We start from the raw sequence: 13502 nt of genomic DNA, 5'->3' as shown, positions 1-13502 counted from the left end.
GAATTTGATATAGCTCTTAAATTGACGAAGCTTGCGCTTCATTCAAAAATTGTAAAACTTATTTTTGCCTCATCGTTCAGTTTTCAAAGACCAAAAAATAAATGGTCGGGAAGACAGGATTCGAACCTGCGACCCCTTGGTCCCAAACCAAGTGCTCTACCAAGCTGAGCTACTTCCCGTTAAAATGGTGCACCCTGAGAGATTCGAACTCCCGGCCTTTAGATTCGTAGTCTAACGCTCTATCCAGCTGAGCTAAGGGTGCATATGGTGCGGTCGAGAGGACTTGAACCTCCACGGTGTTAACCACCACTAGGCCCTCAACCTAGCGCGTCTACCGATTCCGCCACGACCGCAGCGTATAAAGTTAAAAAAGAAAATGGTGAGTCATGCAGGGCTCGAACCTGCGACCCTCTGATTAAAAGTCAGATGCTCTACCAACTGAGCTAATGACTCAAATAAAAAGCTGGGCTGGAAGGGATCGAACCTTCGCATGTCGGAATCAAAATCCGATGCCTTACCACTTGGCTACAGCCCAACGTAAATGGCGGTCTTGACGGGATTCGAACCCGCGATCTCCTGCGTGACAGGCAGGCATGTTAACCCCTACACCACAAGACCAGATTACGTTTTTATTTGAAATGGTGGAGGATGACGGGATCGAACCGCCGACCCCCTGCTTGTAAGGCAGGTGCTCTCCCAGCTGAGCTAATCCTCCATATATGGTGACCCGTACGGGATTCGAACCCGTGTTACCGCCGTGAAAGGGCGGTGTCTTAACCGCTTGACCAACGGGCCAGTGTATGTGTCTTCTAAGTAATTTAAGTGGCGGAGACGGAGGGATTCGAACCCTCGCACCGGTTTCCCAGCCTACTCCCTTAGCAGGGGAGCCCCTTATAGCCTCTTGGGTACGTCTCCAAAATAAAATGGCTCCGCAAGTAGGATTTGAACCTACGACCTACCGGTTAACAGCCGGTTGCTCTACCACTGAGCTATTGCGGAACGTTGCTTGAAATTATCGAAGTAACGATTTAAATTGTAACCGCAAACCAGAAACCTGTCAATCACTTTCTTAGAAAAACTTTTATTTCGCATGCCGTCTCTCGGCGACTTCTATAAGATAACACGGTGAAAAAAGACCGTCAACACTTTTTCTAAAAAAAATCAGGTAAAATGAAAAACATTTTACCTGATTCGAGTTTCTTCTTATTTAACGTCCGGTGCAAGCATCGTTAAACTGATCCGTCCCCGATTCACATCGACTTGTTCGATCCACACGGTCACGATGTCACCAACCGCCACGACATCCAATGGATGCTTCACATATCGATTCGATAATTTCGAAATGTGGACCAAACCATCTTGCTTCACCCCAATGTCTACGAACGCACCAAAATCAATAACGTTTCTAACGGTTCCTTGGAATTCCATGCCGACTTGAAGGTCTTCGAGACTCATGACGTCCGTGCGTAGTAATGGTTTCTGGATATCTTCTCGTGGGTCACGACCTGGTTTGGCTAATGACTTCAAAATGTCTTCGACTGTCGGAAGTCCCGCTTCTAGTTGTTCACTCAAAGCTTTGGCATCGACTTGTTGCAATCGTTCTCGAAGCGCGGCCGTACCGACCTCTGACTTTGAAGAACCGATCTCTTTTAAAATCGATAACGCAAGTGGATAGCTTTCTGGGTGAATCTCCGTCTGGTCGAGAACGTCTTTCCCGTTCATGATCCGTAAGAATCCAGCCGCCTGTTCAAACGCCTTCGCTCCGAGACGAGGTACTTTCTTAATTTCCTTTCTCGTTTCAAAGCGTCCATTCTCTTCACGATATGCCACAATATTTTTCGCCGTCGTTTTATTGAGTCCTGAGACGTACGTCAATAAAGACTCGGAAGCACGGTTCACATCGATCCCGACCATGTTGACCACGCTCTCGACGACGAACTCTAAGGAGGCTTTCAGTTTATTCTGGCTGACGTCATGCTGATATTGTCCGACACCGACTGATTGCGGGTCGACTTTGACAAGTTCCGCCATCGCATCTTGAATTCGACGTGCAATCGAAACGGCTGACCGTTCCTCAACTTTCAAATCCGGGAATTCACTTCGTGCGACTTCCGATGCCGAGTAGACACTTGCCCCCGCTTCGTTCACAATCGCGTAAGCAATATCACGTTCCGCTTTCTTCAACCAGTCGGCGACGAATTGTTCCGTCTCCCGTGAGGCGGTTCCGTTTCCAACGACGATGACCGAGATTGGATATTTCTTCGCGAGTCTCGTCAGTACTTTTTCAGCACCGGCGATATCGTGTTTCGGTGCAGTCGGATAGAAGACGCCGACTTCTTCGACTTTCCCAATCTCATTGACGACTGCCCATTTACAACCAGTTCGATAAGCCGGGTCGATTCCTAGGACGACGACCTCTCGAAGGGGCGGTTGCATATAGAGTTGTTTCAAGTTTTTTGAGAAGACATCGATCGCCTGCTCTTCTGCCTTTTCTGTCAGCTCCCCACGAATCTCTCGTTCGATGGCGGGGAAGACCGACTTCTTGTACGCCTCCGTCACAGCTACCTCGACAACCTCACGCTTTTCTTTCGGAAGTCGTTCGTATGTACGGAGGGCTTGATCCATGAAGCGCGACTCGTCAAACACCACCTTCACTTGGAGCACGTCCGTGCGTTCCCCACGGTTCAAGGCGAGTACACGGTGCGGGACAATGCCAGCAATCTTCTCTTCATATTCATAATACTGCGCAAAAATCTCTTTTTCGTCTTCCGCTTGTTTTTTCTTCTTCGAGCGCAAGAGTCCTTCTTTTCGTACACGATCGCGAAGCATCTGGCGCAGTTTCGCTTCTTCGCCCCATTCTTCGCCGATGATCGCATGAACGAGCGGCAACGCCTCTTCCACCTTGACGTCTTGAGAAAGTTCTTTTACCTTGTCCGAAGAATAGGGTGATTTGTCCCGGAACCAGTCCGCAAGCCGCTGCAGTCCTTTCTCACGTCCCTGTTCTGCTTTCGTGCGTCGTTTTGGACGATAGGGCAAGTAGATGTCTTCCACTTGTTGAAGGGTTGTCGCCGCCTCTAACGCTTTCGTTAGTTCAGGCGTGTTTTTTTCCAACTCTTCTAATTTAGCCAGGACATCCGCCTTGCGTTTTTGCAGGCTCTCTTCATATTGAAGAGCATCCAAGATTCCTTTAATTTCAACTTCGTCCAAATTCCCCGTCATTTCCTTCCGATAACGGGCCATGAACGGAATCGTTGCCCCTTCAGATGCGAGCTGCTGAACCGTCTCGACTTGGTTCACTTTCAAGTTTAACGCGTTAGCCACTTTCGTAATCACTTGAATCACTTCCTTTTTTGATCTCTTTCAAAGTGTAGCAAACATTCAAACAAAAAAGCGATGACTCGATTAGTCATCGCTTGAGAATACTTCATTGAGTGGGACCTTGATGGCTTCACGCAGCTTTTCGAGTGCTCGCCGTTGCAAACGGGACACATGCATCTGCGAGATTCCAAGAAGTTCTCCTGTCTCTTTTTGACTCATATTCTTATAGTAGGCGCATTCCAAGATGGCGCGTTCACGCTCGTTTAAGACATTGAACGCTTTTTCTAAAATGAGACGCTGATCGACTGATTCGTACCCGCGCTCTTGGCTACCGACCAAGTCGAGTAATGTGACCGTACTACCTTCGTTATCCGCTTCGATTGAACTATCAACCGACAAGGCTTGATAACTTTTGCCCATCTCGAGCGTTTCGAGAATTTCTTCATCGGAAACGCCGAGATGATCGGCAATTTCATCGATTCGTGGCGAACGTTGTAATTCGGTCGTCAACTCCTCGACTGTCTTCTTAATTTTTGGACCGAGTTCTTTGATTCGACGTGGCACGTGGACACTCCACGTCTTGTCGCGAATAAATCGTTTGATTTCGCCGATGATGGTCGGGACAGCAAACGATTCGAAGCTACGACCAAATTCCGGGTCAAATCGACGAAGTGCCGCCAATAACCCAATCATCCCAACTTGTACGAGATCGTCATGAATCGCACGACCACGCGAGAATTTACGCGCGAGTGCTTCAACGAGGTCAGAATAGCGGTTGATGAGGAGCATTTGCACTTCTTCGTTTTGATCGTCTTGTTGATAGCGTTCAATCCACTCTAGTACCTCGTCATCACTGTGATGGCGTTGTTGAGATTTTGCTGGCACTCTGATCCACCTCGTCCCTATTGAGGAGTTTTGTCATCGTCACTTTGACACCGTTGTCTTTATTGATCGAGACATCGTCCATTAATGCTTCGATCAAGAAGAGACCAAGTCCTCCTTCATGGAGCGATTCAATTTCGGTCGTCTCTTCGACCGGAGCGGCTTGACGCTTCACATCATCTGCGAACGTCTTGCCGGAATCCTCAATCGTGATTTCAAGACGATCTGCGTAGACGCCACAAGCGAGTTTGACCTCTCCATCTTGATGATCGTCATAAGCATGTTGGACGGCGTTGCCACATGCTTCCGAGACCGCGATTTTAATATCTTCGATCTCGTCGTACGTATATCCCATACGGTTAGCGATTCCTGAAACGACTAATCGAACCACACCGACATATTCGGGTTTGGCCGGGAACGTCATGACCGTCTGTTCAACATTATTCATTGCGTGCCACCTCTTACGTTCGAATTAATAGAAAGAAGTTTGTGAAGACCCGTCAATTCGAACAGACGATTGACTCGGTCTGTGACTCCGACAAGTGACAACTCTTTTTCGTTGCGCGTGGCAATCTTTAATGCCCCGACGAACACACCAAGACCTGTCGAATCCATATACTCCACTTCGTCTAAATGAACGACCACATCTTGCTCACTGATGGCCGGATGCAATACTTCTTTCAATTTTGGTGCAGTATATGTATCCACTTCTCCGGATACGTAAAGGTGTAATTGTTCTCCAATGACTTGCTCGCGAATCGCTAAATCCATCGTCTATTCCCTCCTAAATGTCCGTACAGAAAAATTGAGTACGATTAACTTAAATTCCCCTCTAACAAAATCTTAAACCACTTTTTTTAAAAAGTTTAAAAAAGACCGATACCTATGTACCAGTCTTATCTATGTAAGGCTAGAGAGGGATCAATCCCATACTGATCTCTAGCGCTCTGTCCACTTTATGCATCGTCTCATCATCGAGATGAGTGACTTTATCCGTCAGACGACGCTTATCAATCGTTCGAATCTGTTCAAGCAAAATCACAGAGTCTCGTTCGAGTCCGTGCTTCTCTTGATATACTTCCACATGAGTCGGCAGTTTTGCTTTTTGAATCTGAGCTGTAATCGCAGCGACAATGACGGTCGGGCTAAAGCGATTGCCGATGTCGTTCTGTACGATGAGAACGGGTCGAACGCCACCTTGCTCTGAGCCGACTACGGGCGACAGATTCGCATAAAACACGTCACCACGCTTTACGATCACGTTGCTCACACCCCACTTACTTGACGTAAGAGAGCGTGTTCGGCTTCGGTTTCAATCATTAGCATCTCTTCTGCCATATTCAAGTTAAACGCGGCCATCTCTTGATAGCCTCTCGCCAATTCTTCACGCAGTGTTTGTTGTCGATCAGCAATTTCTTTAGACAAGTATGTCACTACATCGTTCAAGGACAGTGTTTCACGGTCTTTCATCGAAATCGGACCCCCTTGTTGCGAGAACCGATCTGGGACGGACGCTAGCGCACCCGCAGTTCGCTGCTTCAACATCTTACACCTCCAGAATCGTTTCATGGACTGGCGGAAATTCTCCCGCGTTCTTTATCAATATAACACGCGGGAATGGGAAAATATAGAGAAATCGAGAAAGAATTCAGATAATTTCACACGATTTATGATTCACACATAAAGACGTGGCAATCGGCTCGTGAATTGGCAAACGATCTCATAGTTGATCGTCCCAAGATATGAGGCGAGTTCATCAATGGCGACGTTTCCACCGACAAGGGTCACGTCCGTCCCTACAGGAAACTCCTTTGGAAGTCGGATCATGAAGCGGTCCATACAGACGCGTCCCACGATCGGACAACGAATCCCATTGACCTCCACTTCAAATCCGCTCGCCTTTCGTAACCAGCCGTCCGCATATCCGACCGGAACGGTACCAATCCATTCATCGGCTGACGTTGTATACGTCGCGCCGTAACTGATTGTCTGACCTGCCTCTAGCCGCTTCACCTGCATGAGCTGACTTTTTAGTGTGAAGGCCGGGCGCAGGAACGAATAGAATGTCTCCATCTCACGTGACGGATATAACCCATAGAGCGCGATGCCGACACGAACCAGATTATAAGGAACGTCTTGTCCGGCCATTCGGATGGCCCCGGCCGAGTTCGACGTATGGATATAGCGGAACCGCTCGTGGAGACCATCCATCAAACGTTCGAACCGCTCTTGCTGTGTATAATACAGATTGCTATCGAGCTCATCCGCCGTTGCGAAGTGGGTATAGATTCCTTCCACCACAAACGAATCGGTCGCTTCTTCAAGTAAGGCATCCAACTGTTCACGGGTACGAAGTCCGAGGCGTCCCATCCCGGTATCGACTTTGATATGAACCGTCAACGGCTTTTCTTCTATATATGGAGCTGCCTCTCGTAACCATTCGGCAGAAAATACGGACAACGTGATCCCCTGTTCTGCCGCCACTCCGGCATATTCAGGGAATTGCGCTTCCATGACGAGAATCGGTGCTTCGATTCCCGCATCGCGGAGTTCGAGCGCTTCCTCGAATAACGCGACCCCGAGCATCGTCGCTCCGTTCTCCAGGGCGATCTTCGCCACTTCGATGGCCCCATGTCCGTAGGCATTCGCTTTGACGACCGCCATGAGGTCCTGCGGAATCCGTCTCGTTAATTCTTTTATATTATGGACGATGGCCGCCCGATCAATCTCGATTCGACTAGGACGAAACATGATGTCCCTCCTCTTCTAAGATGACTTGTGCGATGGCGTATGTTTGACTATGGCTGATGCTGACATGGATTTTCCCCGCAAACGGCGCGGTCATGACAGGTCGACCCGTCTCATCCGGTAAAATTTCAATATGACGCCAGGATAACCCGTGTGCGATGCCAGTCCCGATTGCCTTGGCGTAAGCTTCTTTCGCGGCAAAGCGACCCGAGACAAACTCGATTTGACGCGGGAGCGGATACTGTTGAGACAGTTCATATTCCGCATCGGTGAGCAGCCGTTTTAAAAAACGTGGTTGTTTCATCGAGCGAGCCATCCGATCAAGCTCGACGATATCGACTCCGATTCCTACAATCACAGGACACTCGCTCCTTTCCTTTTTTCCCCGTTTCCTTATACAATTGAGGAAAGAGGTGATGTTATGTTTAGTCGTACGGAAAATGTTCAAACGTTTGTACGGGCATATCCACTCGTAACGCTGTTCATTGTAATCCAACTCCTTGTGTTTGTCATCGATTCTTTCGCTCCTGGTTTACGAATCGTGGCGACGGGAGGGTCGTTCCATTTGGCACTCGCGGACGGACAATGGTACCGCTTGGTCACGGCCAACTTCATTCATTTGAGTCTCGGTCACTTGCTGTTCAACTCGTTCGCACTGATCATCTTCGGACCGGCGATGGAACGAATGGTCGGACACGTGAAATTTGCCTTGTTTTATGTATTCGCTGGAGCGCTCGCCAACCTGCTCACGTATTTCACTGTCAGTAACTTGTTTTATCTACAAGCCGGGGCGTCAGGCGCCATCTTGGCCATTCTCGGATTCTACGTATTCATCGGTCGTTTCCGTCGCACGTTGATGTACAGCCAAGATGCCCGCTTGGTCTACATCTTCGTCGCTATCAGTGCCGTTTTCACATTGATTGGTTCGAACGTTTCCCTTTGGGGACATGTGTACGGGTTCTTGGCCGGATTCTTACTTGCCATCCCACTCTCACGTTTCACCGTCCCGTATACGCGCCCGATGCGCTACGGGAAGTATAAGCAACGTTCGTACACGCCCCCTGTCATTCATTCCGGGGACGGAAAGTGGTTTTTCTACATCATCATCGGACTGGCCATCTTCGGATTATTGGCACAGTTCTTATAAAGAAGGTACGAAAAATGGCCAAGCGAAATCGCTTGGCCATTTGATTAGATTTGATTTTTATGACGAGCCTCTTGAAGCGCATCCACTAAGTCTTTCACGTCTTCGACGAGGTTTTGAATCGTATCTTGGTTTTCTTCGTAAAGCGATTTCCATTCCATGACACGGTCTTTCAAGTTGCCTTTCGATGACGCTTGTAGACCGACCGCATGTGCCTCAGTCGACGTATTCGATGATTTCAACTTCGACTTGATGCCTTTCAGTTGTCTCACTTGTTGATCGCGCGTTTCGCTATGGAGAAGTGATGCTGCTGCGCCGATTACCGCACCCGCAGCCATCCCCAACCAGAAATAATTCTTGTTCATAAAAATCCTCCCCTAACATGACGTTATCTTTTATTATAGATTATCTGACTCACTGACGACATAGTGTTTTATGACGGGACCTGCACCGCGCTGTTCGACCGCTCGCTTCAAGCGGTCTTCAAGGATTGCATAGTCCTCTGTATCACGAAAGTGTTTCCCACCAGACGTGAACTGAATAAAGACGACGGCATGATTATCATCCGGGTCGACACCTAATCGGTATGCCGAAAACCCATCATGACTGACACCGAGTGGCGCCTTTTCCGTCAACAAGTGGTGAAACAACAGGGAGCGGGCATTCTCATCTGCCGGAACGTTCGCGTATAAAATGTTCCCTTTTTTCACGAATTCGCCCGACGCCTCTTCAATTTCAAACACTTTACCGCTCTTGAACGGAGACTTCTCTCCTTCTGCGAGCAAAATCGTTTCGTGTCCATTCGCCGCGATGACGCCTGGCTCCTTTCGAAGACGTTCCGCCACGCTGCCTGACGCAAAAGTCATATAGAGCTTAGACAAGTTCCTCACACCCTTTCGCGAGTGTGATGTCTTTCTCCGTAATGCCCCCTTCGTCATGGGTCGAGACGGTCAATGTCACGTTCCGATATTCAATCAAGATGTTCGGATGATGATCGAGCGATTCAGCCAAATCTGCTACAAGATGCACGAACTGAATGGCCTCCGGAAATGTTTCCAGCCGATACGTCTTTTGAATCTCCCCGTTCACTTCTTCCCAACCGTTCAACCGTGACAGTTCCTCTGTCAATTCACTTTGCGATAATACCATCGTCACAATCCCCTTTCCCTATACAGTCTACTGTCTTAATCTACCCAAACCGAAGAAAAATAATCTTCCGTGCATGATGTATAATGAATTAGAATGAGATGGACAGCCATCATTTTCATTACGAGAGAGGAGCATCTCCCATGCGCGCATTGATTGTTATTGATTATACATTTGATTTTATCGCAGACAGTGGTCGTTTGACTTGTGGGAAACCCGGGCAAGAGATTGAAGAACGGATCGTCGAATTGATCGGGACATTCGCAACGGATGACTATGTCGTCATCGCGAACGACGTCCATGATGCAGGTGACACGTTCCACCCTGAAACGACGTTGTTCCCACCGCACAATATCCGCGGGACAGAGGGCCGTGAGTTGTACGGTTCTGTGAAGGAAGCTGCGAAACAGGCAGACCACTGGATTGATAAGACACGTTATAGTGCCTTTGCCGGAACTGACCTTGACCTGCGTCTTCGGGAACGCGGAATCACAGAAGTTCATCTCGTCGGTGTCTGCACGGATATTTGTGTACTCCATACAGCCGTAGATGCCTACAACCTCGGTTATCAAATCGTCGTCCATGCCGATGCCGTTCAAAGCTTCAACCCGGTCGGCCATGAATGGGCGCTCGAACATTTCGTCACAACACTCGGTGCGACAGTCGTCGGAAAGTGACGTAAAACAGAAAGGAAATCATATGTTACATCGTAATTTAGCCCTTCACACAGATCTTTATCTTCCACGTTGGATGTATATTTACTGGAAGCAAGGTCGCCATAATGAAAAGGTCGTCTTCGACCTTTACTATCGCTCGAATCCATTTAGTGGTGGTTATGTCGTCTTCGCCGGACTCGAGAATATCGTTCACTACTTAGAGAACGTCTCCTTTACGGAGGCGGACATCACCTATTTGAAAGAGCAACTCGGATTCGAAGATGAATTCGAAGACGTCTTACGGAACTTTAAGTTCACTGGTTCACTATATAGTGTTCGCGAAGGAGAAGTCATCTTCCCACATGAACAAGTCGTTCGGATTGAATCGACCATCTTTGAAGCGAAACTGTTCCAAACGGCGCTACTCAATATCGCGAACCACGAATCACTCATTGCCACGAAGTATGCACGCATTCGTCAGGCTGCTCCGAACGAGACACTCCTTGAAGGAGGAGCTCGTCGCGCGCAAGGTGTCGATGCGGCTTACTACGGAACACGTGCGGCTTACATCGCTGGTTTTGATGTGACAAGTCTCGTGTCAGCCGGTCGTGACTTTGATGTCCCGACAGGAGGAACGATGGAGCATGCCGACATTCAGTTCCACGATGATGAATTGAGCGCATTCCGTTCGTTCGCTGAGATGTACCCGGACAACACAAGCCTTCTCATCGATACGTATGACACACTCAAATCCGGTCTGCCGAACGCGATTACGGTCGCAAAAGAGCTCGAGGCGAAGGGCCATCGTCTCAAGTCAGTACGACTCGACTCTGGGGACCTCGCCTACTTGTCGAAGCGTGCCCGGAAGGCGTTGAATGAAGCAGGGCTCGACTACGTCAAAATCGTCGTCTCTGGGGATTTGGATGAGTATGTCATCCAGGACTTACGGATGCAAGGCGCAGAGGCCGATACGTTCCTCGTTGGGACACGCGGCATCACGGCTTACGAGCAGCCGGCACTCGGGATGGTCTATAAGCTCGTCGCGCGTGAGGATGAATCTGGTGAATTAAAGCCGGTCATCAAAGTATCTTCTTCCAAGGTGAAGACGACGACTCCTCACAAGAAAGAGTTGTATCGCATCATCGACAACGAAACGAAAAAGTTCAAAGGCGACTATATCGCCCTCGCCGATGAACCGGTCGAATCGTACACCGAGATCGACTTGATTGACGTCCGTGACCCGGCCTTCAAGATCAAGACACGTAACTTCAACGTGAAACGCTTGTTGCAACCAATCTTCCTTGATGGGAAACGCGTATACGACCTTCCAAGCACAAGTGAGATTCGTGCATATCATCACGAGCAGATGAACGGATTGTGGGAAGAGTACAAGCGTCTCCGTTTACCGGAAGTGTATTCGGTGACATTCAGCAAGCCACTATGGGATTTAAAACTCGATATGATTCGCAAAACGCGGGTACCAAAATAAAAAAACGGCTGTGGGTGCATACCCACAGCCGTTTTTTTATACCATCGTCATCTCGCCTGCTTGGCTTTGATCTTCTTTTCTCCGAAAGTAAAGCGCAATCGACAAAGAGAGCAATATCAAGACAAAATAGACGGTCCGTTGCCAAAACGTCGCTTCGGTGTCTCCTTGGAACAACGCAATGATATAATCGCTCCCACTGACTAAAAACAATCCGGCAAGCAAGAGAAAAATCCGATAGCCGGCCCGACTCCGCTCCCGTTTCACTTTGAAGAAAAGGACACCATAATAGACGATTGCGAGAATCGTCACATACCCGATTACGCCAACAACCCAACTCATCTTGATGCCTCCCTCACTCTCTATTTTTCTGTTTCTTCCCCGTTATCTTAACACATTCTATTCCTCAGACTGTGTTAAGATGGTCTAAAGAAAACGCGGAAAGGAACGATCCCATGAAAACGTTTCGCCTCGTCCAAGTCCGACTCGTCCAAGACGAATACGGCAATGAACTGAATTTACCGATCGATTTACTCGATGGGTTAATCATCTCGAAGGAGCACGATTCAGAATGGCTCCTCGAAATGCTCGTGCCGACCGAGTCGGCTGTCACGCTCCATCATTACTTAAACAAACGCATCCTCATCCTCGCTGAAGCCGTCATCACGTCGCCAACGAACGCCCCGGCTGCGCTCGCACTGACGTTCACGAGCGAGAGGGCCTTGAACGACCATCATACGTTCGTCGCTGAAGGACTCATGTTGATGCCGAAACAAGACGCGACGAAGCAAGTACTCGATTCGTTGATCCAAGATGGCGTCGCCACCTCGAATTTAAAGCCCGCCTTCTTCGAGAAAAAAGTCGAAATGCAACAATCGTTCAGTCGCTCCGCTTTCAATCAATTGGTCAAAACCGGGTCATTTGAATAATCGGATGACCTGTTTTTCTTTCCCCAAAACCATTCACCTTTCAAACTAAAAAGACGGAGAAACATCTCCGCCTCACACGTAGATAAAGAATAGGATGATCATCATCGTCATCCCGATCACTTTTAAGAGCGTGCTGCCGAGAAAGGCGAGAACGGTGCCGACGCCGATGCTCCACGCTTCACGTGTCGTCTTCCCAAGTGTCAACTCCGCCAAGAAAGCGAAGATGAACGGGAAAATCAAAACCCCGACGAGCGGGAAAATAAACGGTCCCGCAATCAAACCGATTGTCGCACCCCATTTCGCTCGCTCCGAACCGCCTCGCTTATCCACTGTAGCCCGGGTGACGACATAGTCGACGCCGAACAAGAAGACGAGGAAGACCGATTGCCATACCCAGAATGTCCAGGTCAATGGTTCAAACGAAAAACCGAATCCATAAATCATGTATCCGATGAACAAGAACAAGACACTCGGGATGACTGGATAGATGAGTCCTGCAAAAGCGACCACAAATGATGCGATAATGAATACCCATAGTAAGGTCGTCATGACATTCTCCTCATTTCATAATGGTCGGATCGGTGATATGGTCAGCCACGTTGACCGCCTTCACTTCAAACTGACCTTGTTGATGGGTGATATAGTTCGAGCAGGCGTTTCGCATGGCGTGACGGAACGTATATGCCCCATCGATGGCAGAAAGCGCCGCTTTGATTGCATGAGAATGGCAGACGACAATGATGCGTTTGCCAGAATACGTATCCACCAAATGATTCATTCCTTCTAAGACCCGTGTACGCATCTCGTCTTCCGTTTCGAGACCAGGAATACGCTCCTGGTCATCTGCTTGGACCGCCTCGTAAATCCCTTTCACGGGCTGCCCGGATGCCGCTCCGAATTCACGTTCAATGAAACGCTCATCTAGCAGAATCGCTTTATGTTCGATGCCACAGGCTGTCGCAATGGCTTGTGCGGTGTGAACCGCACGTGACAAGGGACTCGAGACGATGACGTCCCACTTCTCTTGACTCAAAAAAGCTGCACTCTCCTCTGCCTGTTGACGTCCGAGTGCATTCAACGGATTATCTTCACGCCCTTGAATAATTTCTAAACGGTTCCAATCGGTCTGGCCGTGTCTGACTAAACATAACTCTGTCACTACTTCCACTCCTTACTCTTTCAATCATCCCCCA

The 13502-nt window shown here is 48.7% G+C and carries 18 protein-coding genes and 10 tRNA genes; 4 read left to right on the top strand and 24 right to left on the bottom strand.

Annotated features, from left to right (window positions below; genetic code table 11):
- Positions 1-102: 102 nt before the first annotated feature.
- From KNO61_RS14635 to acpS, 18 genes are all read right to left on the bottom strand, one after another.
- Positions 103-179, bottom strand: a tRNA-Pro gene (locus KNO61_RS14635).
- A gap of 6 nt (positions 180-185) precedes the next feature.
- Positions 186-262 (bottom strand) — tRNA-Arg (locus KNO61_RS14630).
- Positions 263-265: 3 nt separating this feature from the next.
- A tRNA-Leu gene (locus KNO61_RS14625) sits at positions 266-353 on the bottom strand.
- 24 nt (positions 354-377) lie between these two features.
- Positions 378-453, bottom strand: a tRNA-Lys gene (locus KNO61_RS14620).
- A 10-nt stretch (positions 454-463) separates the two neighbouring features.
- Positions 464-535: transfer RNA gene (locus KNO61_RS14615), tRNA-Gln, on the bottom strand.
- 7 nt (positions 536-542) lie between these two features.
- A tRNA-Asp gene (locus KNO61_RS14610) sits at positions 543-618 on the bottom strand.
- Between the two features lie 21 nt (positions 619-639).
- Positions 640-715 (bottom strand) — tRNA-Val (locus KNO61_RS14605).
- A gap of 5 nt (positions 716-720) precedes the next feature.
- Positions 721-795, bottom strand: a tRNA-Glu gene (locus KNO61_RS14600).
- Between the two features lie 28 nt (positions 796-823).
- Positions 824-915 (bottom strand) — tRNA-Ser (locus KNO61_RS14595).
- A 9-nt stretch (positions 916-924) separates the two neighbouring features.
- Positions 925-999: transfer RNA gene (locus KNO61_RS14590), tRNA-Asn, on the bottom strand.
- Between the two features lie 204 nt (positions 1000-1203).
- The gene (locus KNO61_RS14585; protein ID WP_214873693.1) at positions 1204-3333 is read right to left on the bottom strand and encodes a Tex family protein; all 2130 of its coding nucleotides are present in this window, start codon (positions 3331-3333) and stop codon (positions 1204-1206) included.
- A 69-nt stretch (positions 3334-3402) separates the two neighbouring features.
- Positions 3403-4203: an RNA polymerase sigma factor SigB gene (gene sigB, locus KNO61_RS14580; protein ID WP_015880560.1), complete on the bottom strand. Its 801-nt coding sequence runs from the start codon at positions 4201-4203 to the stop codon at positions 3403-3405.
- Positions 4169-4648 (bottom strand): anti-sigma B factor RsbW, encoded by a 480-nt coding sequence (rsbW, locus tag KNO61_RS14575; RefSeq protein ID WP_015880559.1) that lies wholly within the window; start codon positions 4646-4648, stop codon positions 4169-4171. Before rsbW ends, sigB begins: the two co-directional genes overlap by 35 nt.
- Complete coding sequence (locus KNO61_RS14570) at positions 4645-4971, bottom strand: STAS domain-containing protein (RefSeq protein ID WP_015880558.1); 327 nt, start codon at positions 4969-4971, stop codon at positions 4645-4647. The genes rsbW and KNO61_RS14570 overlap by 4 nt, the downstream gene beginning before the upstream one ends.
- A 139-nt stretch (positions 4972-5110) precedes the next feature.
- Complete coding sequence (locus KNO61_RS14565) at positions 5111-5461, bottom strand: type II toxin-antitoxin system PemK/MazF family toxin (RefSeq protein WP_026824472.1); 351 nt, start codon at positions 5459-5461, stop codon at positions 5111-5113.
- Between the two features lie 5 nt (positions 5462-5466).
- Positions 5467-5745 carry a hypothetical protein gene (locus tag KNO61_RS14560; RefSeq protein ID WP_078146158.1) on the bottom strand — a complete coding sequence of 93 codons (279 nt, stop codon included), beginning with the start codon at positions 5743-5745 and terminating at the stop codon, positions 5467-5469.
- Positions 5746-5874: 129 nt separating this feature from the next.
- The gene (gene alr / locus KNO61_RS14555) at positions 5875-6951 is read right to left on the bottom strand and encodes an alanine racemase (RefSeq protein ID WP_214688866.1); all 1077 of its coding nucleotides are present in this window, start codon (positions 6949-6951) and stop codon (positions 5875-5877) included.
- The gene (gene acpS / locus KNO61_RS14550; protein WP_031424460.1) at positions 6938-7306 is read right to left on the bottom strand and encodes a holo-ACP synthase; all 369 of its coding nucleotides are present in this window, start codon (positions 7304-7306) and stop codon (positions 6938-6940) included. Before acpS ends, alr begins: the two co-directional genes overlap by 14 nt.
- 63 nt (positions 7307-7369) lie before the next feature.
- Here acpS and KNO61_RS14545 point away from each other — a divergent pair, with 63 nt between their 5' ends.
- Positions 7370-8095, top strand: a complete 726-nt coding sequence (locus KNO61_RS14545) for a rhomboid family intramembrane serine protease (protein ID WP_078146156.1) — start codon at positions 7370-7372, stop codon at positions 8093-8095.
- Positions 8096-8139: 44 nt separating this feature from the next.
- On the opposite strand, the gene KNO61_RS14540 is transcribed toward KNO61_RS14545, so the two are convergent.
- Genes KNO61_RS14540 through KNO61_RS14530 form a run of 3 tightly spaced genes read right to left on the bottom strand, consistent with a single transcriptional unit; the run spans position 8140 to position 9241 of the window.
- The gene (locus KNO61_RS14540; protein ID WP_015880545.1) at positions 8140-8457 is read right to left on the bottom strand and encodes a hypothetical protein; all 318 of its coding nucleotides are present in this window, start codon (positions 8455-8457) and stop codon (positions 8140-8142) included.
- Between the two features lie 33 nt (positions 8458-8490).
- On the bottom strand, positions 8491-8973 hold the full coding sequence (locus KNO61_RS14535; protein WP_240499776.1) for a hypothetical protein: 483 nt from the start codon (positions 8971-8973) through the stop codon (positions 8491-8493).
- The gene (locus tag KNO61_RS14530; protein ID WP_078146155.1) at positions 8966-9241 is read right to left on the bottom strand and encodes a 4a-hydroxytetrahydrobiopterin dehydratase; all 276 of its coding nucleotides are present in this window, start codon (positions 9239-9241) and stop codon (positions 8966-8968) included. Before KNO61_RS14530 ends, KNO61_RS14535 begins: the two co-directional genes overlap by 8 nt.
- A gap of 140 nt (positions 9242-9381) precedes the next feature.
- Between KNO61_RS14530 and KNO61_RS14525 the strand changes: the two genes are divergently transcribed.
- The gene (locus tag KNO61_RS14525) at positions 9382-9915 is read left to right on the top strand and encodes a cysteine hydrolase family protein (protein ID WP_074034877.1); all 534 of its coding nucleotides are present in this window, start codon (positions 9382-9384) and stop codon (positions 9913-9915) included.
- Positions 9916-9937: 22 nt separating this feature from the next.
- Complete coding sequence (locus KNO61_RS14520; RefSeq protein WP_078146154.1) at positions 9938-11383, top strand: nicotinate phosphoribosyltransferase; 1446 nt, start codon at positions 9938-9940, stop codon at positions 11381-11383.
- A 36-nt stretch (positions 11384-11419) separates the two neighbouring features.
- Here KNO61_RS14520 and KNO61_RS14515 read toward each other — a convergent pair whose 3' ends face one another.
- A complete protein-coding gene (locus tag KNO61_RS14515; protein WP_078146153.1) occupies positions 11420-11722 on the bottom strand; it encodes a hypothetical protein in 303 nt (100 codons plus the stop codon).
- Between the two features lie 113 nt (positions 11723-11835).
- Here KNO61_RS14515 and KNO61_RS14510 point away from each other — a divergent pair, with 113 nt between their 5' ends.
- Complete coding sequence (locus tag KNO61_RS14510; RefSeq protein ID WP_031424441.1) at positions 11836-12309, top strand: YwpF-like family protein; 474 nt, start codon at positions 11836-11838, stop codon at positions 12307-12309.
- Positions 12310-12381: 72 nt separating this feature from the next.
- Here KNO61_RS14510 and KNO61_RS14505 read toward each other — a convergent pair whose 3' ends face one another.
- Positions 12382-12858: a DUF456 domain-containing protein gene (locus tag KNO61_RS14505; protein WP_031424439.1), complete on the bottom strand. Its 477-nt coding sequence runs from the start codon at positions 12856-12858 to the stop codon at positions 12382-12384.
- A 10-nt stretch (positions 12859-12868) separates the two neighbouring features.
- Entirely contained in the window at positions 12869-13468 is a 600-nt protein-coding gene (locus KNO61_RS14500; RefSeq protein WP_214873691.1) for a histidine phosphatase family protein, read from the bottom strand.
- Between the last annotated feature and the right edge of the window lie 34 nt (positions 13469-13502).

This window comes from Exiguobacterium sp. s140 (genome assembly GCF_018617035.1).
Lineage (GTDB): Bacteria > Bacillota > Bacilli > Exiguobacteriales > Exiguobacteriaceae > Exiguobacterium > Exiguobacterium profundum.
This window is presented reverse-complemented; position numbering and strand designations above follow the sequence as displayed.